This is a genomic window from Bacteroides caecicola, from assembly GCF_023337095.1.
Classification (GTDB): domain Bacteria; phylum Bacteroidota; class Bacteroidia; order Bacteroidales; family Bacteroidaceae; genus Phocaeicola; species Phocaeicola gallinarum.
This window is the reverse complement of the sequence record NZ_JAMBLM010000005.1, coordinates 230,686-254,853: the sequence shown is the minus strand read 5'-3', so window position 1 is coordinate 254,853 and position 24,168 is coordinate 230,686. Positions and strand designations below refer to the sequence as shown.

16 protein-coding genes and 1 pseudogene are annotated in these 24,168 nt (G+C 41.5%); 4 read left to right on the top strand and 13 right to left on the bottom strand.

Annotated elements, in window-relative coordinates:
• Position 1: 1 nt before the first annotated feature.
• The 13 genes and pseudogenes from M3085_RS07215 to M3085_RS07155 form a co-directional block, all read right to left on the bottom strand.
• A complete protein-coding gene (locus M3085_RS07215; protein ID WP_249052649.1) occupies positions 2-2,902 on the bottom strand; it encodes a S8 family peptidase in 2,901 nt (966 codons plus the stop codon).
• 7 nt (positions 2,903-2,909) lie between these two features.
• Positions 2,910-5,723 (bottom strand): virulence factor SrfC family protein, encoded by a 2,814-nt coding sequence (locus M3085_RS07210; protein ID WP_249052648.1) that lies wholly within the window; start codon positions 5,721-5,723, stop codon positions 2,910-2,912.
• 12 nt (positions 5,724-5,735) lie between these two features.
• Entirely contained in the window at positions 5,736-8,765 is a 3,030-nt protein-coding gene (locus M3085_RS07205) for a virulence factor SrfB (protein ID WP_249052647.1), read from the bottom strand.
• A 297-nt stretch (positions 8,766-9,062) separates the two neighbouring features.
• Positions 9,063-10,286: a site-specific integrase gene (locus M3085_RS07200; RefSeq protein ID WP_249052646.1), complete on the bottom strand. Its 1,224-nt coding sequence runs from the start codon at positions 10,284-10,286 to the stop codon at positions 9,063-9,065.
• 9 nt (positions 10,287-10,295) lie between these two features.
• Positions 10,296-12,476: a type IV secretory system conjugative DNA transfer family protein gene (locus M3085_RS07195; RefSeq protein WP_249052645.1), complete on the bottom strand. Its 2,181-nt coding sequence runs from the start codon at positions 12,474-12,476 to the stop codon at positions 10,296-10,298.
• A gap of 8 nt (positions 12,477-12,484) precedes the next feature.
• On the bottom strand, positions 12,485-12,973 hold the full coding sequence (locus M3085_RS07190; protein WP_249052644.1) for a hypothetical protein: 489 nt from the start codon (positions 12,971-12,973) through the stop codon (positions 12,485-12,487).
• Positions 12,974-12,976: 3 nt separating this feature from the next.
• Positions 12,977-13,648 carry a DUF1566 domain-containing protein gene (locus M3085_RS07185; protein WP_249052643.1) on the bottom strand — a complete coding sequence of 224 codons (672 nt, stop codon included), beginning with the start codon at positions 13,646-13,648 and terminating at the stop codon, positions 12,977-12,979.
• Between the two features lie 7 nt (positions 13,649-13,655).
• The gene (locus tag M3085_RS07180; RefSeq protein WP_410554371.1) at positions 13,656-14,162 is read right to left on the bottom strand and encodes a hypothetical protein; all 507 of its coding nucleotides are present in this window, start codon (positions 14,160-14,162) and stop codon (positions 13,656-13,658) included.
• Positions 14,163-14,164: 2 nt separating this feature from the next.
• Entirely contained in the window at positions 14,165-15,010 is an 846-nt protein-coding gene (gene traN / locus M3085_RS07175; RefSeq protein ID WP_249052640.1) for a conjugative transposon protein TraN, read from the bottom strand.
• A 35-nt stretch (positions 15,011-15,045) separates the two neighbouring features.
• Positions 15,046-16,188 (bottom strand): conjugative transposon protein TraM, encoded by a 1,143-nt coding sequence (gene traM, locus M3085_RS07170; protein ID WP_249052639.1) that lies wholly within the window; start codon positions 16,186-16,188, stop codon positions 15,046-15,048.
• A 14-nt stretch (positions 16,189-16,202) separates the two neighbouring features.
• Entirely contained in the window at positions 16,203-16,550 is a 348-nt protein-coding gene (locus M3085_RS07165; protein ID WP_249052638.1) for a hypothetical protein, read from the bottom strand.
• Between the two features lie 11 nt (positions 16,551-16,561).
• A complete protein-coding gene (traK, locus tag M3085_RS07160) occupies positions 16,562-17,176 on the bottom strand; it encodes a conjugative transposon protein TraK (RefSeq protein WP_249052637.1) in 615 nt (204 codons plus the stop codon).
• Positions 17,177-17,202: 26 nt separating this feature from the next.
• Positions 17,203-18,210: pseudogene (locus tag M3085_RS07155) on the bottom strand (hypothetical protein); the annotation flags it as partial.
• A gap of 246 nt (positions 18,211-18,456) precedes the next feature.
• Between M3085_RS07155 and M3085_RS07150 the strand changes: the two are divergent.
• From M3085_RS07150 to M3085_RS07135, 4 genes are all read left to right on the top strand, one after another.
• The gene (locus M3085_RS07150) at positions 18,457-19,620 is read left to right on the top strand and encodes a site-specific integrase (protein WP_177609164.1); all 1,164 of its coding nucleotides are present in this window, start codon (positions 18,457-18,459) and stop codon (positions 19,618-19,620) included.
• Positions 19,621-19,645: 25 nt separating this feature from the next.
• Positions 19,646-20,809, top strand: a complete 1,164-nt coding sequence (locus M3085_RS07145) for a site-specific integrase (protein WP_177609166.1) — start codon at positions 19,646-19,648, stop codon at positions 20,807-20,809.
• Between the two features lie 210 nt (positions 20,810-21,019).
• Entirely contained in the window at positions 21,020-21,319 is a 300-nt protein-coding gene (locus M3085_RS07140) for a helix-turn-helix domain-containing protein (protein WP_117816661.1), read from the top strand.
• 22 nt (positions 21,320-21,341) lie between these two features.
• Entirely contained in the window at positions 21,342-24,167 is a 2,826-nt protein-coding gene (locus M3085_RS07135) for a type I restriction endonuclease subunit R (RefSeq protein WP_249052635.1), read from the top strand.
• The last annotated feature ends 1 nt before the right edge of the window (position 24,168 follow it).

The following is a 24,168-nucleotide window of genomic DNA, read 5'->3' as shown; positions in this document are numbered from 1 at the left end:
ATTATTGAATTTTCTTTTCTATGTCACTTATTTTTTTATTCAATGCGTCACGCTGTTCTTTTAATTGTTTAAGCAAATCTTTTAAAGCACTATAGTCATCTATCGGATTATTGCTTTCGGTAGAATTTTGTTCACAACTTTGGGACTGGTCTGTTGAATCATTGTTGCCATCGTGTTCTATAAAGCCAGTATCCAGTATTTGCGACCATATTGGTTCATCCGGTATATCACCATTCCTAACTGCAATGAGAGCTTGATCGACAAGTACCATTGGTGGAATAAATTCATCCAATTTTTTCCCCGTTTTTTGAATAACAGCAATGCATTGCTTTACATTAATGTCTGGTTTTATTGTTTTCATCAAGGCAATAGTTCCAGTTATAATCGGAGCGGCCATACTTGTTCCATCAAACATTTTGAATGAATTATTTGAATAAGCACTATATATTCCTTCTCCAGGTGCTGAAACGTTTGTTCCCAATGAATAGTTTGTAAAGATAGATGATTTGTATTCAGGTGTACATGCTGCTACATTTACTGTGTTATTTGCCAAACGACATTCAGGAAGAATTGCTGTTACAATATTATCATTTCCTGCCGCAAAAACCAAAATGACATTCTTTTCATTAGCTACGTTGATAATGTGCCGATACACTTTTTCCTCATTCTTAAAATACTGTTGGGCTACCTTAATTTGTTCTTCAATTGGCAATTGATTTAAGCCTTGGAAACTTGGCCCGACTGAAATATTGACAATGTTTGCTCCATTATGAATTGCATACATAATACCACTAGCAAGTGAAGAGAATGTGCATAGTCCATTATCAAACACTTGAACTGGCATAATCTTGCATTTTGGGGCGACTCCAGCCGCTCCCTCTGAATAGAACTCCGTGGACCCGACAGCTAAACCTGCAACATGAGTACCGTGACCTTGTCCTGGACTTAATGCTCTATTTTGAGTAAAAACATTATATGCTTTAAAAAATCTGCCCTTAAACATATTATGATTTACATCAATTCCGTCATCTATTATTGCGACAACAAGATTAGGATCTCCCATTGTTATATCCCATCCCTCTTTTACGTGTGTTGCTTTTAAATGCCACCCTTTATTTACAGTTGATTGGCTTTTGTTACCATGCAGCACCATTATAGATTCATCTACAATGAAAAATTTCTGATCGGAAATTTTTATTGGTAATTCTTCACGGATATTATTACGTTGTCCCTCAGGAATTTGAATTTGAATCATTCTAACATTAGGGTCATATCCAATAATTTGATAGTTGTCTGAAGGATATAATCGTTTAAAATCTCGTACCCATTTGTTCAAGTCTGCATTTTCATTTTCAAAATAAATATTTAGGCGATTATCAATAACATCAGGGGTTCCAGGATTAGATACAATAGGTGGCATAATACCCACATCGCCAACTATTGGTGAAACTATACCATTCTCAGGTAAACGTCCATCACTGCCAACAATGTCAGTGATAGTACCATTATTGTCACGAATTGTTCCATCTGGTTCAGTAATCTGCTCTATTTTGTCTGCTCTATCAATTGGTAACACGGCATTTCCGTCGCGATCGACCAAAACATCACTATCACAGCCTCGTAATAGCCATGATAATAACCAAATTAATAGAATAATCAAGAGTAACCATAGTAACCACTTTAGACAACCTTTACCAGAAAAAAGTCCTGTAAGCCAAAGCCACCATCGCTTATACCAGGGTTGCTTTTTTTCGTATTGCGCAATGCAAACTTTATTATCAGTCAGAGCCGTAAGAGGATTAATATTCCAACCGGTAAAACGATATCCCTTATTGGGCATTATTGTTGGAATTTCTGATACTACAGGGGCAACTCCCAGTGGTTTTTTGATAACTTTATTTCCATACAATGTTCCATGCTCACCTGCGGAGAAGAGACATTGAACAAATTCTTGCTTGTATTCGGCAGAGAAAAAAGTATCGTTGTCAATAGGCGCATTGACACTAGGCGTCCATTGGGTAAATACAAATCCTTTATTTGCCTTAATGACAGGTATTTCTTCTGCACTCAAGATATGTCCTTTGGGAACTTCAATGGACGATTCACCTTCTAAAACACCATTAACACCAGCATCAAAGATAACTTTCACTAATTTTTCCTTTTTTTCTGTCACAGGTGCTGTTGTATTTGTTTTAACATATTGAGCTGTGAAAATAATATCATCTTGCACCTCATGTCCAATCGGGTTAGGTGTCCAACCGATAAAACGATATCCGTCATTTTCAATGATAATAGGAATATCTTTTGTTGTGATAATATGCCCCTTATTTCGGTTAATCATCGTTAGATACGGAGCACCTGCTATCGTTGTTGCAAGTTTTCCATGTCCTGCTAAATCAAAAGATATTTTCTTTTTGTCATACTTGACAGCTGTCTTAAACCATTTTCCATCACTTGTATGTTTACCTTCATCAAGTCGCATTCCCCATGCAATGAGTACAACTTTCTCGTCATAACAATAGATAAATTCATCATTGATATATTTTAAAGCTCCACTAAGAATAGAAAATTCTTCAGGATTTAACTTTCTTAATGTTTCCTGGTAATGTTTTAACGTATCATCCTTGATTTGAGAGTAATGTTTCTTTTCTGAGTCAGAAAGCTCAGTAAATTTTTTAGGTGTATTATTCCACTCGTCAACATACCAGAAAATATTGCCATCTTCATAGAAAGGGCAAGCAAGGAAAGACTGATATTGGGGTGATATACGACTCTTTACCACGCTTTCCACACTCTTATATCGTTTGTAAAGTGGGTCTGAGCCAATGCCTTGATAATCGGTGAAATCAGTGTCATCGATATGTCCAAGTAGTCTTTTATTATAAAATGTAGCTCTTGCCATAGTTCTTTCATTTATTTGTATATAGCGCTTTACAATTATCTATAATATCTTTTATAATAGCATTTGCAATTGGGTCACTATGCGAAATATCCGCAGAATACAAGAGTCCGATGACCAAAAGATTTTTCCATCTTTGAAAATTATCCCAAAACGGTAATTTCATTAATGTTTGGATTGAGACGGTCGTTGGGTCAGAAGCATCATCAAAAGCTTGTAGTGCGTCATACACACTGATTTGTGCGTGTTTGAGATCACTTGCCGCAGATGACAAGTCTATAATTAAATTACATGCTAGTGCTTTAGTACGTATATTTTCAATATCCTTATCCGTCATATACATACGTCCTATTGAACTAACAAAATTATTCAATGTTAGTGAGGCAAAATCAGCAATTGCATTTGGTAAATCATTATCAGGAAATACTCTCGAATACTGATCAATCTTAGTAGATATGATTTTCTGAACTCCTAATTTCTTACAAAGGCTTTGTAGCATAAAAGCAACTTCATCAGAATGAGGAAGATATTTTTCGAGTTTTTTCACCTGTTTATTGATAAATATCGTCCAGTGGTCTAAAATATTATTTGATACAACGTCTGCAACTGTTGCAGCAACACTACACTCATTTGAAACAACATCATCAACAGTAAATCCATTTTCAGCAAACTCTTTTTCTAATGTTGCTATATCACACGCATAATAGTCGCATAATCGTTGGATATTAAGTTGCTTATCTTCATTTGGATTAATGCCCGCTTGTGTCCTAATTAAAATTACTTCATTAAAGTCTTTAGGAGTTTCTGTTTTCAAAATAACGATGTCATATGCAATCTGTCGTAAATCTCCAACAGGTATCATTAGTTGGTCAATAATATAACCAAATATTTCCGGCTTCTTGCCAATTTGCGAATCAAGACGTCTACGTATTTCTCCGGCTATTGTTCTAGTTCTTGCATTGTTTTCCTCTTTATTTTCTGGCTCATAATATGTATTTAGTTTGGCCAACATTTCATCCCTTATTGCTTTTAATTCGGTTAAATACTTTTCTCTTCTAGCGGCTTCCAATACGCTGGAGATTGCGTCTAAATCACGAATAATAGCTTTAGAACCATCACAATTCAAAGAAGATACCTCGTCCCAAGATGCCTTAGGATTAGCAAAATGCTTCTTAACAAATTCGTTGTTAAGAAAGTTCCGCTCTAAATTATTAAAATATTCTGGGTAATCATCGTGGATATGTCGCGCTACTTCTGGTGACTTTGTTTTGTCATTGTAACCATCGAAGATTTGATTTTTCATTGACCAGTAATAGTCACGAAGTAAATAAATACTTTGAAAAGCCTCAGAACGGAATAAACCGCCACGTATCACCCAATTATCAAACCATGTAGCAGGCTTAATAATTTCAGGCAGAACAGTCTTGAAGCGTTTCCAATGTTCAGAAAGCAACTCTGTATTGGTAGACAAATCATTTTTTGTCCTTTCTAATTCGATGTTGAATTTTGTTGCAATCAAAAACAATGGAGAAATCCCATTAGTTCTTGTTAAATCTTCAGTACGTTCTTCAGGGGTTTTACCTATATTAGTTTCTATCCAATCATTAATAGTTTCTCCTAATGTTGGTTCATTCTTTTGATCATTATGGTGACAAAACAAAACAGCACTTATTCTTAATGAGCGAGAATACTTATTAAAAAGATATGCTACTTTGCCACGGCGTAGTATTGTTGGTAAGACTGTTCCTATTTCCTGTTCTTTGAATTTTTCACGAGAACGTGCTCCTGGGAAATCCAGCAGATCAATTTTGTTTAAAAAATGTCTGTTTTCTGCAATTTGTTTAGGCAAGACAAATGTTAATTCTGCAATGAGAGCTGATAATGATGACTTATTAAAATTGCTAGCCAACAACTTTCCGTTTGCATTATATACATCGGTAACCAATACATCGGTAGCTGTTTCATGCTTTAATCCGCAAACAGAATCCAACCACTCGATCTTTAGCAGTGTTCCTTTATCTCTAAGTACAGCATCAAATGGGACATAAATGTCAGTTTCAAACTGTATCTTCTTGTATTCATTCACTAATAAGCTAAAAAGATGGCTTAGCTCTTCATTCTTATTCCATAGTATGCTAAATATCTTGACCCAATGATCACTTGACACGTACTGGATTTTGGGTGCGACAATCTTGCGGAAATCTGAATGTGTAATGTTTGCCGCATTGGCTCCCAAAACTTCTGCAATATAATCACAGATATCCTTTACGTCATCTTCTGTAAGAACTTCTTGAACAGGTGTCGTTTTGTTCGCCCAAAGATACTGAACAGTTAACAATTCGGCATTAATTGAATCATGCAAAAGGACTTTGCTGTTATCTATTTTAAGGTCGTTATAATATGAATCAATTAAAAGCATTAACAAATCTGCAATAGAAAGATTTTTAATCTTTATAAAATCCTTCATAGCATCATTATTGTTATTGATAGTAAATCTTGTTATTACACCTGTTGATTCGGTTTTAGAAGTATTACCTCCGCTGGGATTCAAGTCATCAATAAAACTATATTCTTTACCATCATTTATAATGACAAAAGGGGATTCAGCTGTTGACAACAGACTACTTATTAGGTAGGATTTTCCGACCTGACTTTCGCCATATGCCGCAGCCGAACAATTTTCTGCTAATGCATTAGCAATTCTTTTTAGTTTTCTACGATACTCTTTCAGTTCTTCAACAGGGAATGTGCTTTTGCCAAATTTTTTAGCCCATATGATTGAACGTTCAATTTCTGCTATTTGTGAGTTTATATCCTGTATCATAATATATTTGCATTATTGAATATCAAAAGCTCCGGTGTCAAGCCAATAGCGCTCGTCCGCTCCTAAACTTTGAATATTTATCTCAATATTACTATCTGCCAATTCATTACCTTTTTTATCAGTAATAGCTGTAATTACTAATTTTTCTTTATCATCTTCATCGCGTTCGATAGATAGTTGAAAAGGCATTCGTAAACGTAAATCATCAATTATTTCTTTAACCTTAGCAAGAGCTTGCGTTTCATTTATTGAGATACCTTCCTGAATGGCTTTATTTTTTATGTGCTCTAACATCTTGTGTTGGTTAAAATCAATGACATATAATTTCCTTGAAGGATAAGAGTCCAATCCAATTTGTCGAACATTTAAAGTCGTAGGCAAAGAACTAACCAACAGTTCTCCCATATTTTTTTCAGGAGTTATGAAGTATTCTATCGGTTGTCCTTCCCGCGAAGATTCTATATAATTAATTACAGACTTTAATTTTTTATCCAATTGCGATTTGTCTATTAGGAATTTGTCAAGATTACCAAGAGATGTCGCATAATAACCGACTAACGCTCCCATTGCAACAATGGTTTTTGCTGTGGCTTTCCCAGTGTTATTTTTATTGGGATACCAATGTCCTACAAAATAATCATTCAATAATATTAAACGATTTGGAGATACAGAATAATACTTTAAAAAAATATTGCGAATAGGAGATAAAGACGAAGGTCGTCCCGACAATAATACAATGTCGCAATTATAGGCATACATTATAGTCGCAATTTTCTTTAAAAGAGGTTCGAAAGCTCTTGATATAACATCAGAAACAGCAAATTTATCAAACTCCCATTCAAGATCTTCTAAATCAAAAGAAAAGTATTTCTTAAATCCTTCTTTTATTCGTTCATTTGGCGGACAATCTTCAAACACATCCGTATAGCGTATTGTACAATCCTTAATATCATTAGCTAACATATCAAGGAAGCAATATATTAGTGGGATAGAATATTGTATATTGAAGTCCCTCCGAAGTTTCCGGTCTGAGATTGTTTGCCCGGTATAATCTGGACCAAAAAAATTGCGCAAGCGTTGCCGATATTCAGTTTCAGAGAGCTCTTTCATTTTCTTCCTAAATGCACTATTGGGCGAAAAGAACATAATTTTCCTTATAAGTTCATTGAGCATCTCATCTCCGGCGTAATAAAAGCTATCGTAAAAAAGAGGTTCAGGTGTAATGGTTGTTACATCTCCCTTTGTATAAGAATAACGGCTAATCATTAGGTCTGATGTTCCTGCGCCAATATCCAAGGATCCAATTGTTAGTTCGGGTTGAACGCTATTTTGGGAAATTTTCCCGTATAAATTAAAAAACTCTTGGCAAGACCCTTTATATTTCCAACCAATTTCACCATATATATATACTAATTGAGAGCAAGTTGCCTCATCGTAATACCATTTGTTTTCTGTGTCTTTAAACGTAGTAACAGCAGGTGCAATGTCAACTCGGAAATCTTCATTTTTAAACAGATTTAGCAACTTTACTGCATCGCCAGCACATTTAACAAGAGCTTCTCTTTCAAGTTTCGACATAGCCGTAGGACAAGTAACAACCATACGTCGTATGCGACGAGGCAATGTCATATCACCTCGGTCTATTCGATATTGATTATTATTGATTTGTGCCTGCGCTTGAACGAGCATCTCAAGGAAAGCAAAAGTCATAAGTGAACGTCTTGAATAGTGATAAGATTGCCCTCCCGTTCCGTTGATTGCTAACTGCCCATTGCTTTGTAAGTGTTCTGAGATACCTGGAATATTTAATATGTGATTATCTTTTTCTCCATCAAGTACCATAAAGTTCCATTCATCCTTACTTTTATGCCCATCCCAAAGATACCTTTTGGGACTTGACATGGTAGAAAGACTTTCTTTGTTTGCCCCCGATTCAGTTGCACGATGTATCAAATGATTCGCTTCTTTTCCAAGCCTTACAAAACTTGGATATACAAATTGTTTACTGCCTTGTATTCCAAAGTCGCCAAAATCCACCTTCCTAAATGCTAATCGCATATCAAAAGGTTCTTTATATGTATTGATTGTAGTGCCATTGGAGTCAGTTTTCAAAAGATTTGTATAGTCAATTAACTCCAATAGATTTACTTGATTGAAATTTGAATTATCTTCAACAAGCAGTGCGGTTGTTTGCGAGTTGCCTATGTCAATAACCATATCAACATCTTTCACCAAGACATCTTTGTCTTTAAACAAAGATACCTTGGGAAACAACTCGTTCTGAGCAATATAATCAATTAATAAATAATAAGAAGCTATATAATTAAGTTTTTTTCCAGACTTTATCTTACCTACACTACTTATATTAGGATGAACTAAAGAAAATAAATAGTCATTTATGTATTCCCACTCTTGTTTTGGTGAGCAATAATCCATGAGATAAAACTCCTGCTTGCACACCTCAAATTTCATTTCAGTCATGAACTGATCTGGGAAAATAGGACATTCTTCATATTTACTATTCTGTTCTACAGTACGAGTATCAAATGCTAAAATTACATTATAGTGTTTGGCTTGTTCTGTAGAGTCAATAGGTATAAGCATAAATCGACTCCAGTTTAGTGGGCCAAATTTAAATTTTGTTTTACTACGTTTGAAGAAATATGGCAGTGGTAACCATTTATTTTCAAAGAAATCTAAAGTATTGGCTTTATCGGAAAAAGTCATTTTGTAAATTTCACCTGTACACTGCATCTCTTCATCAATCATCAAAGGGATTATTCCCTCTTCTGCTAATGAACTAACATCAATATCTCCACAACCAGTGGCCTCTGATAAGAATCCGTTATCAAAGAGCTTTTTTTTCTTAAAAAAATACCTATTAGTTTCTGTTGTTATTTCATGGGCTAAATCAAGAATCCATTCGCCATTTGTAGTGTCATACCATTCGTGAAACCATAAACTGAACTTTTCCTTTGTCTTAATTTCCAAAGGAAAAGTCGTAATGTGTATGCCTGAATTTGCAATTAAAGTATATGCCATATTACTAATTTTATAGTTTAACTCTTACGTAGAGTTGGTACACTTCTGTAAAAAGTTGAATAGACATAGGTTAGGTAAAATGTTTGAGCGATTTCGCCAAACATTTTACTTCTCCCCTAAAATTCCTGCAAAGAAAAACATACTATCTGAAAATAAATTTGTAGTTTTGCAATCGGTTAATGCACTCTACGTAAGAGTAGAAACTTTTGCCAAACAATCTATCCCTAATAAGTCCTTTTCACACAAATATCTAGCATACATTTATTCGTGAGTGTTGTGATAGAGCTAAATGGAATTTTATTTGCTCTTATTTAAAAGATTAAGAATCTTATAGTTGGCATTGTCTATGACATTGGTTTGAATAGAAGAAAGATAGATTCTCGTGGTTTCCTCGTTGTCATGTCCCATGCCTAGACTGATGGCTTTCATCGGGATATTTTTGGCTTGGGCAATACTTGCCCAAGAATGCCGCGCTACATACATGGTTAGTGGGATGTTGATCTTGGCAAGTTCTGCTATTCTTTTCAGGTACTTGTTTATCAATAACATCCTGTTCAAATATTGTTTCCTTTCCGTACCATCTTCTCTTATAATAATCGGAAGTAAAAATACACTTTGTAGATTAGGGTGCTTCATAACAATGTCATCCATAGGCTTTTCCCATTTAACCACCATCTGTTGCCCGGTTTTGCGCCTGTTATATACGACAAAACCATTCGACAAGTCTTTTTTCTTTAGGTATGCTATATCAATAAACGACATTCCACGCATATAAAATGAGAAGAGAAACATATCTCTTGCAAAATCAAGCGTAGGTGTACTGCTCAAATCCAAATCTTTAATTCTTTTGATTTCTTTCAGGCTGATGGCACGTTTGGGAGTCTTGTCAACCCCGGTATAAACCCGTTTAAAAGGAGTGGTCTGCTTTGTGAGTCCGTCTTCCACAGCACGATTATATACGCTACGCAATACTCTCAAGTAGAATGAGGTAGTATTTCTGCATAAATTGGCCATGCGCATATAATTCTCATATTGGCAAATTAAATTCTCATCAATCATGTCAAAATGCAAGTCTTCTTTATTTCTGAACTTCATAAAACTCAGAAGCATTTGCCTGTAAGTTTCACTTGTTCGATCTTTCCCGGCATTTTTCAGTCGTTCTATTTGAACTTTAATGTATTCAAAGACGGTTGACTTGTCAGAGGACAAGGCATAATACTCCTGCACAATATCATCTGAAGAGAATGGCTGTCCTTTATTCCCTAACTGTTCAATGATTCTATACAATCTTTTTTTCTCCCATGCGATTTTCTCTTTTATTGATTTGATTATATCATGTCTATTGGGAGGTAGGTTCGGGAACTGTGCAATATCACCACAATGTTCGTCCCATTCCGATTCAAATATATGATAGGAGGTTTTTATCTGTTTAACCACTCGGTTGTGAATAACTTGAAAATACAAAGTGCCCTCTTTCTTAGGGAGAGAGGACACTCTAAACTTTAATTTTACTGATGCCATATTACATGTTTATTTAATTTTATATTGTTGTATCTCTTTTATCATGGCTTTCACATCTTCTCCTACTTGCACGAAATTCTTGTATAGAATGCGTTCCCGCTCATCCCTTGATTTGAAAGTATAGAACTTAGGGAGAGGAACATAGCCGGCTTCCTCTTTTTTGATTTCCTGCATATCGAAGTCTGTCTTACAGAAGAATTTGGATGTTTTGAACTCCTCGTTTTCTTGAATGTTCATAGAACCCCCTTTCCCTGTTTTGGTCTTTACAAAGTCCCGTGCCGTCTGCCCGCATATCCAGCCTGTCGGCATGTCGGAGATTTTGGAAGCAGGAACAAGGCTATCCAAGTTCTCGTTTAGGTTAATGGAAGTTTTGTCTCTGTCAATGGTTACACCCTTTTTGAGTTGTACAACCTTGCCGAAGATGTCTGATGACAACCATTCCAATGTTTCTTTTGCCCGTGCAGACCCACTGACTACATTGCCGACGGTGGTGATAATCTTCTGCATACCTACTTTACCATAGTCGGCTTCCAACTGTGGCAGTTCCTGAAAGCCCAAGGTCACGCTTACCTTGTTGCTTCGTGCCGTACCTATCAGGCGGTCTATCTTGTGAAAATACAGGGTCGGCAACTCGTCCACGATGATGCTCACGGGGATGTTCTTGCCCTGTCCGGTGTTTACCCTTGTGACCAGCCTGTTCAGGATAAGGGCATTCAGCGCACCGATGATGCTTTCCATTTCCGGGTCATTGGCAATCAAAAGGTAAGACGGATTCTTGGGATCGGAAACCTTCAAGTCGAAGTCATCTCCATCCTTGTGGAATATCCAATAACTCTCCTTGGTTGCCAAACGCGAGGTATAGACACGCAGTGTGCCAATCATACCTTCCAATTGTTCCATTGCCTTGTTTTTCAAAGCGGTCTGGAACGGACCGAGCAGCGGAGCCACTTCATTGTCGGTCTCCAGTACCTCGAAGATAGTCTGATAACTTTCATTGAGGAACGAAAGGATATGCGGCATGTCGGAATACCGTCCAAGCCAGTAGGCTGGTTCCACTTCCTCGCCAGCAGAATTGAATACACGCCCGGTTGGAATCATCCGTTTGGTTTGCTTGTCCTGCACTTTTTCTGCCGTAAGCATATTACCATCCTTGTCATATGGTTCTTTGCCCCAGTTGCAGAAGAAATAGATACAGGCCGCCAAGAAGTTCACTGCCGAGGTCTGGAAGAACTGGTCGCTGCCACCGCCTCCTTCTTTTTTGCCTTTTTGTAAAGATTCAAGCAGGGTTTCTGCGGTTTCAGAAGCGGCTGCAAGGTTATTGATGTATTTCAATTGGATAGGATTCACCCTCCGGCTGTACTCCACATCCACGAAGTTGATGATGTTGAACTTGCATCCCTTGGGCAAATTTCCGAGCTTTTGGTTCTTCTTGTAATGGTAGTAGAGTTTGGTCGCCAGTGTCGGAAACTTGTAGTCGTATGCGACCATGGCAAAACCTTTGGCGGAGTGCTGACGGATAAACGGTTCGATGATAGAGAATGTCTTACCGCTACCCGGAGTACCGACCACCCATGTACCCCTGAACGGATTGACGATATTCACCCAGCCCTTGCGGAATTTTCCCTTGTAGTAGTACCGCATGGGGATATTCACGCTGTACTTGTTCTCCACCAGTTCCGTACATTGCTCGAAACTCTCGTTCTCAAAATTGAAGCGGTCTTTGAGCAAACCATCTTTAAGAAACTTGGAGATATTATCAAGAGCGATATGAACCAGTACCACGCCAATCACAGATGCGAACATATAGAGCCAGATGTTCAGGCGCAAGGTATAAAGCCTTGTTTCCATCGGATAACCATACAACCATACAGACAGCACAATCAGCCCTATACCTATTATAATAGGATAGAAGACTTGTTTCCGACCATTGAACTCCAATTTCTTCTTGTTCCTCGTACCTATGCAGGTTATGCAGATAAGAAGGAATGTGGCGAGCTTACTATATGCAAGGTTACCGTCATTATAGATTACCCAACGCTTGATACGCCCATGTATGTCGCATAAGATGCCTCCCCAATGGTCAAGCATGGCAGGATCAATGGCATACTCGAAGAACTCCATCAGAACGGAGATATAGACAACCGAGCGGAAAATCCTGTAAAAACCCTGTAATTCTTTACTTTCTTCCATAGTTGTGGCTATTTCTTTCTAATGCCCCACAGGACATGGATGTGAGGCCAGTATAAGAGGTCTTTATCACTAAGTTGGCTGACATGGGAAACAGCATACAGGGGTTCAAGCCCTAAAGTGTTATGTAATGCAAAGGCTCGTACCCCCACCATAAATTCCTTAAGGAATGCCCGTACTTCATCGTCAGGACCGCAAGTCATGAAATCATAGAAGTTTTGAGCCAATTCTTCTTTGATATAGTAAAGCTGACTTTGAAAAATATCCTGATAACGGTTGATACGACCGTTCCATTCGGCCCGCATTTCTTCCCTGCGTTTTCTTACGGTTGGGAATTTCCTGAAGCAGTCGATCCCATCGTCAAGGAATATAAAATCACCATAAAACTCCTCTGCGCTCAGACATCTGCATCTTAATAGATACCCGAAGAATCCTCTGTTCGGATGTGCTATGTCCATATACTGCGGTATCTTGAAATCGTTTATTCCGTTCATTGTCATAATTCAATTGTTAATGGTTATTATTGGGCGTACTTGGTGGGCTTGTGTCTTGGGTGTGTCGTGTATCGCACCGCTGCTCATGGAGAAAAGCCAAGCCTTGGCGGTTTGCTGTCCGGCCACTTCGGTACTCGTCCAGTGCCAACAGTCATCAGCTTCAATAGACAGGGTATCTCCACCGCACATTTTTATAATGGGATTGATTTTCTCTTTGGCATGATAGAGCAAGCGCATCTGTGCCACTGATGGGATATAGGAGGATTGTCCGTATCTCCACAAATCGAAGGCTTTTTCCGCCAATGGCGAGGACGCATCGCTTGTATTCAATAGGGCAAAGGTGTTTTCAAATCCGTCCAATGCGGCTATGTCGGCAGAGGTGTTTTGCTTCACACCTATGCTGTCGGCAAAAGCCAATGGCTCCAAATCCCACAGATAGACGGCATATCCGTTACCCTCTGTCTTTTCGTCATGGTTGACATGAAATACTACTGCAATGGCTTGTTTGCCAGAATGTTCAAAATCGGATACAGACAATACCTTGCCATCCGTACATAGGATGTGGCAGGGCTTCATCGACGTGTCCGGATAATCCCTGTGTTCGTCGCAAGCCACAAATAAAGCGGTGATGGCTAACATCCCGACCAGTCCGACTGCTTTGTTGTAAAATTTCTTTTTCATCTTTCCCTTAGTTTAGTGGTAATTTAATTCCAAGGACGATACCTGTGCGGAACAGGTCTTCGCCTTTTATCATTAAATCCGTCTTGACCTGACAGAACAACTGCCAGCCGCCGCACAATACATAATTGTGCTCATATCCGAAGTGGATGCCACCCAAGAAACGATGGGTATCACTTCCTGCCGACGCACCGATACGGACATTGCCGTAATGGTTGCGCCCACGTACCACACAAGGCTTGTAGGCGACACCGACCCCATAGCTGCGGTAGTTCCTCCTGAATGATTCCGGGCAGATATGACCGCATGATTCGCACTCATCCCATTTGAGATAGCCATTGGCGAAAAATTCCCACGTGTGATGGTACTTGCCCTCGTGCTCGTAGGAGAGAGTGAGATCCAATCCATTTTGGTAGAGGCAGCCGATACCTAATGAAAGTCGGTCGCTGTTGCTCTGCGCCTTGCCGGAGACGGCAAAGGCAATGATTGTCACCAACGCCAATACAATTCTTCTCATACTCATTCCTCCTCCAATAATGCCCGGTTAAACGAGTCGGCTGAAAGCACATCCTCATAGTCGATATTCAGACTGATGTTCCTGCCGCTTATCTGCTTTTCTGTCATCTCAATGGTAAGCACCTTATCATTGGGGAAGGTCATTTTCTTGATCACAATCACATTTCGATAACCGTGACGGAAAGATTTTGCCTGTTCAAGAACCAATGCCGGGGTCAGTTCTATGATTTGGGCATTGGTAGCCTTGGCTACTTTCTTGTCGGCAAGTTTTACCCGAATCTCGTCAATATCGAAACGGATGTTGGTCTTGTTTTCAATGGAGAAGTCTATGAAAAAATAATCACCGACAGCATAGATGTTGTTCAGTTTCATCGTCATGCGGTGCGAACGGCTTGTTACATTGTGGTATTTTGCCGGCGAGTTCCATATCCGTCTGGCAAAACGTGTCATGTCAGCCAATGGCATACTTACAGCTGGATTGTTGTAGGAGTTACGTTCCCGCAACTCTATTTCCTTATCTGTTACAGCTTCTTGCATTCTTGTGGTATAGAGTAGCGCATACTGGGTACGATAGCGTTCTGTAACGATGGTTACAATAGCCAACACTTCGCCATCTTCATGCCCGGTCTCTTTGGGCTTCAGGCGAATGGTGTTGTTTATGGGCTGGTCTCCAACCACCTTGTCTGTGGAAATATCGACAAAACGGATTGGCTCGGAAGCTGTGATGACCGTGGTCACTTGTTCGTTGACGGTCAATTGTTCCAACTCCTCGTAGGTCTGCTGGGCGAAAGTTGGCAGGCATGAAAAAACTGCCACAACTCCGATACAGATAGTTCTGAAAATCTTCATGTTTCTAAATCTTTGAATGGATTATTTACTTTGCATTATTTCTTTTCCTGGTTGTTGACGAGATAGACAAACGTGCCGTATTTCAGACTGACCTTGTTCTTTTTGATATTCTTGCTGATGGCGTTACTTGTCTTCTGGTAGGCATCCTGAATAGCCTGCATACCCCATTGGGTCAGGCTGTTCCCGTTATTGCCGGTATTCATGCTCATATTGCTGTTGAACGTTCCGCTGGCAACATCCTTTGCGGTCTCCCTGAATGAACTGGACGGCACATATAGCCCCTCCAATCCGTCAGTGTCGTAAAGGGCAAGGCTGACCTTGATGATTTCATCATTTACAAGCACATTGCCGATAGTCCCTTTTACCCTTTGCGAAGAAAAGCCGCTCATGATGGCATAGAGGTAAGAGCCACTTTTAACTATCGTTTCGTTTATCTCCACATCATCCAATAGGCGAAGCCTTACACGACTGCCCTCTACGGCTTTGACATTCTCGTCAATGATTGCTTTGATAAGGTTCGGCTCGTGTTCATTGTGGGCGATGGTATTGAAATAATCGGAAGTGACTTTTACTTTCTTGACCATTTCGCCCGGCTTCTCGGTATCGGATGGCGCACTTACGGCACGGCTGTCTTCCTCGATTGTCCCACTGACGGTAACAGAAGTATCAGCTTGCTCTTCAAGGCTGTCATCCATAATCGGAGCGACCTGTTCCTGTGCCTTCAATCTTGCTTCGGCAAGGGCGCGTTCCAACTCTTTGAGGGCTTCCTGTTCTCTCGTTTTGGCATCGGCTGTTTCTTCGGCCAACGCCTTCTGCTGTTCCAGTTCGCCCAAGAGGGCAACTTCTTCCTGGCTGTACTGCGATTCATATTTTTCTTTGTCATCGTCGGGTTCATCACGTTCTATGTTATCTACTGCCGAGTAGTCTTGTATCTTTCCCCACGATTTTTCCATATTCTCATATTTGCTTCCGATTCCGTCTCCACCCTTAATCGTGGCATCGGGCAGGTTAGGGTTCAGAAATTCCGTTGTCTGGAGACTTTTGTCGGGAATCTCCGCTTTCCCTGTATTGAACAGATCGAATATGAAATATGAGGCTGCCAGCAACGGTATGTACAGAATGGCTGGAAGCATATATTTCGGCTGCTTGAAATTGATTTTCTCAAATATCTTCTTCATCGTTGTGCTGATTGTCAGGGTTCAACTATGGGACTTGCCAAATCTTTGTGCCGTTTGTTGAGCAGGCTGTCTTGTACTTCCGTGGCACTTTTCATTTCTTGTCCGTGGTGGTAAACTTTCGCCAAGCGATAGATGTTGAATGTGAATGTACCGATGACAAATCCGAATACCATGACCAGAAACAGAATCTTGTTTCTGTTGGCAAAGTCCTGTATATTCGCTGCCATCCTGTCGATACGGGTAGCTCTGGCGAATTTTCGTCCTGCATTCACGTCACGTTCATATCGGTCTTTGTATTGGGGATCATTTTTGTCGGGCATTTTTTCGCCGACCAGCATCCTGCGGAATCCTTTGATGTTCATAACTATACGTTTTAATAAGTTGTTTTCGTTTTCTGTTCAATGTCTTTGTTGAGAAGGGTGCGCCAATTCACTATCAACAGTCCGTGCGGATTATTTTCGGTTCTCGGTACTCGTTTAAGCTGTCCTGCCGTAATCAGCTCACGCATTAGGATATTGCTCCTGCGCTCGATACGCTGCCGTCCGTAATAAGTGAACTCCATTTTACTCTTGTCAAAAGCGATACTGTCGCAATAGATGGAGAAAACGGCACTCGTTCCCAAGATGTTAGAGTAAAAGCCTTTCTCTTTAAGCGTGTTGTATTGGGCTAGCCCGGTCTCGTCCACCAGATACATCGCCTTGTTCATCGTATAATGTATGTATTTGTCATCTGGTGGAAGCGTAAAGAAGTAATGGTGGAACATCTCTACATGGCTCTTGGCTTCCACTTCAAGTGTCTCATCCATTGTAGTACGGTTAACTAGTATCGGTACATTACCGTCCAATACATAAACCTTTTTCTGAGCATCTGCGACCATTGTCTTTGCCGTCCAAATGCTGCTCACGCTAATGATGATACAGCCGATAAGGAAAAGTGAGCAGATGATCCCGACTAATTTGATTTTGTTCTCTAAATTTTTTATAACCATCGTAGTATTCGTATTTATGTTAGTCATTATCGCATCATGGAACCAATTGCGCCTGTCGCTGTCATCTTCGCCTGTTGCGCCACGCCTTCACCGAAGTTTCTGGTGGAGAAAGCGGTATCGCCTTCCGGTATCATCCATGCAGCCAAGTCAGGCACAAGATTCAGGCACTTCAACGCCACGATACTTGCCGCCATGAGATAACCGGCAGAGAAGAAGCTGTTTTGCAGATAGGCAGCCATAGTTTGCTCGCTGACAGTGATTGCAGTCAGGTTCTCCACCTGTATGCAAAGCACGATGTCAAAAAGCAACAATACATAGAAGCCCACGAAGTAGAGCATAGCTCCATAGAAGTGTACGGTCAGATAACGTATGAGCCATTTTGCCCAGGCTCCTTCCCATTTTGGCAATAGTGAGAACGCCCACTGTATCGGTCCGAAAATGGTAAGCATACCAAGCAGGATCTGTTGGCAATAAATCGTCGCCCACCAACCGATTCTAAATACTATCAAGGCTATCAGCATCACGATTTTGTCTATACCTACCACTATTCCCGAAGTAAGAGAGGTGAACCAGAGTTTGGCCGCATCTTTCTCCATATTTGTCACTTCATCCACTCCGGTCTGTTCCATAGTGGCTTCTATCAGATTAGGGTCAGAAGTGCCGCTATGTGCCACGTCAGCCTGTGCTTGCAGGCTGGTGTACATGGTGTCCCTTGTAAAAATGAGTTGTTGGACTTCCTGGAATTTATCTTCAATCTGTGTGGCTTCTGCTTGGTACAGGTCGTGAGTATAAGACCCGATGCAGTTTGGGATATATGAGAGAAAATCCAGTACGCACCAGTTACTCCCACTGTTTGCCATGCCTGTATCTGCTGGAGGATACCACCAACAAAGAATAATGGAAACCGCCAGTGGTTTGAATAGTTTCATAATATCCAGCGGCTCGTTCTTGACCATCATCTTATACGCCATACCTGCCGCCATGACGATAGCGAATAGGGCAGCAAGTGCCATACACATCTGCAAGATCCACCAATTATTACAGATGGGTAAAAACATAGGAAACCAAATATAACAAAATAGGCTAAATCGCACTGATTTATAGTTAGTTATGAATAAAGTCCGATTTTTGATTAGACCGTTATATTTGCCTAAATTGAGATATTTTCGCGCGCTTTTTGTCCCGTTTTTGTCCCTTTTGGATTTATCTTTGCGAAGTGCATAAGTGACTGATAAACAATATAGTAACAAATCCAAGAATCGGATAATACAGAAAATAAAATGGGACGAAAGAAGAAAGAAATCAAAATGAAAGAGCCTGTCCGCATACGCGAGAAGAGGCTCAACGACGGCAATGTAAGTCTGTATCTCGACATGTATTACATGGGTGCAAGGAAAAAGGAGGGGCTGAAGCTCTACCTCATTCCGGAAGTGAACGCTGCCGCCAAATTACAGAACCGGAATACGCTCAAGCTTGCCGAGCAAATCAAGGCGGAGCGTATTCTCGACATTCAGCAACATGGACTTGTAAATTGGGAGAGCGTGAAAAAGGGGCGGATGACGCTTGCCGCATGGGTGGAGAAGTACACGAAAGATGAGAACGGCCTTACTCCTGCAAGCATGAGGTCGAAACGGAACGCGCAGGCAAGGGTGGAACAATACCTATTATATATAGGGAAGCCCAATCTTGCATTGAAAGAGGTGGACAAGGATTTCTGTAAGGGCTTCATCGCCTTCTTAAAGACCTGCACTTTCAATAACGGGAAAAAGACATTGGGCAGCACCACCTGCCGTATCTTCATGAATCGTTTAGCTGCCGCCTTGAACATGGCTGTCCGTGAGGGGCTGATTGACAACAACCCGTTCAAGCTGTTGGACGCAAAGGAGAAACCGCAAAAGAAAAGCGCCATGCGCGAGTTTCTGACCATAGAGGAACTGCGGACGCTGATTGCCACGCCGTGCCGCTATGAGATTGTAAAAAAGGCTTTCCTGTTTTCTTGTTTTACAGGCTTGCGGTACAGCGACATGATGGCATTGAAGTGGAACGAGATACACAAGGCGGCTGACGGTAAGACGCTCTACATCGAGCATGAGCAGGTAAAGACCAAGAACATGGTGACGATACCGCTTTCCAACGAGGCCTTGAAATGGATGCCAAGAAAGTCGAAAGGGGACGAAAGAGTGTTCCACCAACTCCGTATCACCTCTACCACGGTTGAAGTGGTGTTGGGCGAATGGATGCAGGAGGCCGGAATACAGAAGCACATCACCTATCATTGCTCACGGCATACGGCGGCAACCCTGTTGCTAACCCTCGGCGCAGACCTCTATACAGTGAGCAAGATTCTCGGACACCGGAGCATAAGGATGACGGAAGTCTATGCCAAGATAGTGGACAAAAAGAAAATCGAGACGATGAACCTCGTGAACAATATGTTTGTATAACTTAAAAATAGAAAGGAAGAATTTTATGAAAGTAGAAATCAAAGCAAGAATGTTGACAGCCGGAAACCGTAGCCTTTATTTGGAGTATTACGAAACCGGCTTCCGCAAGAGGGAGAACCTGCACCTGTACCTTATCCCCGATGACGCTCCCAATGCAAGAAAACTCAACGAACAAACCTTGCGAAAGGCACAGGAGATACAGGCACAGCGCATCCTTACACCTCCGTCTTTCGAGAAGAAGGAAAAGAGGGAAGAAAACGAACAGACCAAGACCATGACCATGACTTGGCTTGGGTGGTGCGATGACTATGTGCGTTGTGCCATGACAGATGGAAACTGTAAAAAAATGATACAACATAAGGATGTTGTGCGCAGGCGGATTGAAGCCTATTTGAAACGTGCAAAGAAAACGGATGTCTTGCTGAAAGATGTGGACAGGGATTTGGTAAGCGGCCTGTTCGGGTATATGCGAAGTTATCGTAACCGTAAGCAAATAAGGACGAATGGCGGCAGGCTGGCCGCTTATACCCTCGTGCTGTTCGAAGAGACAGTAAAGGCCATTTTCAACAAGGCGGTGCGTGACGGTCTGATTGCGTACAACCCTATTCAAGACTTATCCAAAGAAGAACGCTTTCATGCGCCGGACAAGCACCGTGAATACCTGACGGCTGACGAACTGAAACGTTTTCTCTCGGTAGAACCGCAAACCTTTATGGAAGAAGTCGTGCAGAGGGCTTTCGGCTTTTCCTGCATGACGGGGCTTCGGCTCGGTGATATGCAACGGTTGCGCTGGAGCGACATCAAGGACGTAAACGGCGTGCTGATGGTTTCCCTTATCCAACACAAGACCAAGAGGCCTGTCGCCGTGCCGCTTAACGCTTTAGCCATCTCGCTACTTCCTCCAAGACCTGAGGATGGCAAGGATGGTATTATTTTCCCGTTGGTGAAGAAACCAGATAACGTGGCAAAGTACGTGCGCCGCATAAAGAACAAGGCAGGGATAGAAAAAGACTTCACTTACCACAGCAGCCGTCATTCGGCGGCAACACTGGCGATAACGGCAGGAGCAGAGCTATACTCTGTCAGCAAGATTTTGGGTCATGGCAGCATCGCATCCACGCAAGTTTACGCAAAGGTGAATATGGAGAAAAAGGTTGAAGCGATGAACCTGACAAACGGTGTGTTCTAACTTGAATGATAGTTCAAACAGGGGGTGTTGAAATGACATCCCCCTATGTTTGAAGTGGAAGTTGTTTAGGGGGCGCTAAATCAACGCCCCCCTATAATTATTCAAATTTATGGAGAAGAAAAACATTTTTGCAAAAACACAACTCGTTGGTTGTGCTTTCTTGAATATTTGTATTACCTTTGCATTCAGACAAGATAAGGTAATCTTTCAATGAATACAACGACAGATAAAATGCCTTGTATGGCTTTGGAAGCTGTAAGGCAGGAAACTGATGTGAAACAGGATAAAAAGGATTGGGCGGAATATTCGCAGTTGATTGCCACCGCCATGTCAAAACGGATGACGGAACTCGGTTTGACGCAACAGATGCTTGCCGAAAAGATGAACTGCACCCAGCAATACATATCCAAAGTGCTGAAAGGCAAAAAGAATATGTCGTTGGAAACCATCTGTAAGATAGAAAACGCATTGGGCATTGAGATTATCAGAAGTCTGAACGATAATAAGTAACACAAAAAGGCAGAACAGGAATATGTCTATACAAAGTGAAGCGGCATTGGAAGCCGGACTTATCGCCACGCTCCAGCAAATGGACTATGAATATGTCCAGATTGCCGAGGAAGAGAATCTTCAAGCCAATTTCAAGCGGCAGTTGGAGATACACAACCATAAGCGGTTGGCAGAGCATGGCCGTACCGAATTTACGGATGAGGAATTTGACAAGATACTCATCTACCTTGAAGGAGGCACCCGCTTTGAAAAAGCGAAGAAGCTCCGCGACCTTTATCCGCTTGACACGGCGGACGGTAAACGCATCTGGGTGGAGTTCCTTAACCGCCAACAGTGGTGTCAGAACGAATTTCAGGTTTCCAACCAAATTACGGTGGAAGGACGTAAGAAATGCCGTTATGATGTGACCATTCTTATAAACGGTCTGCCTTTGGTACAGATTGAATTGAAACGCCGGGGCGTAGAGTTAAGGGTAGCATACGACCAAATCCAACGTTATCACAAAACTTCTTATCATGGTTTGTTTGACTATATCCAACTGTTTGTTATTTCCAACGGTGTCAACACACGCTATTTCGCCAACAATCCCAACGGTGGTTATAAGTTCACGTTCAACTGGACGGATGCGGCCAATGTGCCGTTCAATGAATTGGATAAGTTCGCAGCCGCATTTTTAGAGAAATGTACGCTCGGCAAAATCATAGGCAAATACATTGTGCTGCATGAGGGTGACAAGTGCCTGATGGTGCTTCGTCCGTACCAATTCTATGCCGTGGAGAAAATTTTGGATAAGGTAAAGAACTCCAATGACAACGGTTATATATGGCATACTACCGGAGCAGGAAAGACCCTGACATCGTTCAAGGCCGCACAACTTGTTGCGGAGTTGGATGATGTGGATAAGGTGATGTTTGTGGTTGACCGCCACGACCTTGACACCCAAACCCAATCGGAATATGAAGCCTTTGAACCGGGTGCAGTGGATGGCACGGACAATACGGACGAATTGGTGAAACGCTTGCACAGCAACTCCAAGATAATTATCACCACCATACAAAAGCTCAATGCCGCAGTCAGCAAGACATGGTACAGCAACAAAATTGAAGCCATACGCCACTCACGTATCGTGATGATATTCGATGAGTGCCACAGAAGTCACTTCGGGGAAAGTCACAAGCGGATAATGAAGTTCTTTGACAACGCCCAAGTGTTCGGCTTCACTGGTACTCCCATCTTCACGGAAAATGCCGTTGACGGGCATACCACCAAAGAGATATTCGGTAACTGCCTACACCAATACCTTATCAAGGATGCCATAGCCGATGAAAATGTTTTGGGCTTCCTTGTGGAGTATTATCACGGAAGCGAAGAAGTGGAAAAGGGCAATGCCAACCGCATGGAGGAGATAGCCAAATTCATCCTTAATAATTTCAATAAGTCAACCTTTGACGGTGAATTTGATGCGTTGTTTGCCGTGCAGTCCGTACCGATGCTTATCCGTTATTATAAGATATTCAAGTCCTTGAAGCCGAAAATCCGTATCGGTGCAGTGTTTACATACGCTGCCAACAGCAGCCAGGACGATGAACAGACGGGGATGAATACGGGGCAGTATGTCAGCGAGAGCACAGGCGAGGCGGACGAATTGCAAGCTATCATGGATGACTACAATGAAATGTTCGGCACAGCGTTCACGACCGAGAATTTCCGTGCTTACTATGATGACATCAACCTGCGCATGAAAAAGAAGAAAGCGGACATGAAGCCGCTTGACCTCTGCCTTGTCGTGGGTATGTTCCTTACGGGTTTTGACAGCAAGAAACTCAACACGCTCTATGTGGATAAGAATTTGGAGTATCACGGATTGCTGCAAGCATTCAGCCGAACCAACCGTGTACTGAATGAGAAAAAACGTTTCGGGAAGATTATATGTTTCCGTGATTTGAAAAACAATGTAGATACGGCCATCAGGCTTTTCAGTAACTCCAACAATCCCGAAGAAATAGTACGACCTCCGTTTGAGGACGTGAAAAAGGAATACCAGCAGTTGGCAACTGACTTCTTGCAGAAATACCCCGAGCCAAGCAGCATAGACCTGTTGCAGAGTGAAAAGGACAAGAAAGACTTTGTACTGGCTTTCCGCGACATCATCCGCAAGCACGCCGAGATTCAGATATACGAGGACTACAGCGATGATGCGGACGACCTCGGCATGACCGAACAGCAGTTCATGGACTTCCGAAGCAAGTACCTTGACATTCACGATACGTTTGTTCCATCGGATATACCTTCACCCTCTCCAAACGGCGGCGATGAAACGCCAAGCGATGAACGGTTGGAAGATGTGGATTTCTGCCTTGAACTCCTGCACAGCGACATTATCAATGTGGCGTATATCCTCGAACTGATTGCCAATCTTGACCCGTACAGCACGGACTATGCAGAGAGGCGCAAGAACATCATTGACACGATGATAAAGGATGCCGAAATGCGTAACAAGGCGAAACTCATTGACGGTTTCATTCAAAAGAACGTGGACGAGGATAAGGAGAACTTCATGATGCAGCGGCAAAAGGCGGACGGTACAAGTGAACTGGAAGAACGATTGAATAACTATATCACGACCGAGCGCGAAAAGGCCGTGAACTCTTTGGCACAGGACGAGGGACTTTCTTCTGATGTACTCGACCATTACTTGAAAGAATATGACTACCTGCAAAAAGAGCAGCCGGAAATCATACAAAAGGCTCTCAAAGAGAAGCACCTCGGACTGATTAAGACACGAAAGGCTTTGACAAGGATAATGGATAGGTTGCGCAGTATTATCAGAACTTTTAGTTGGGATTAAA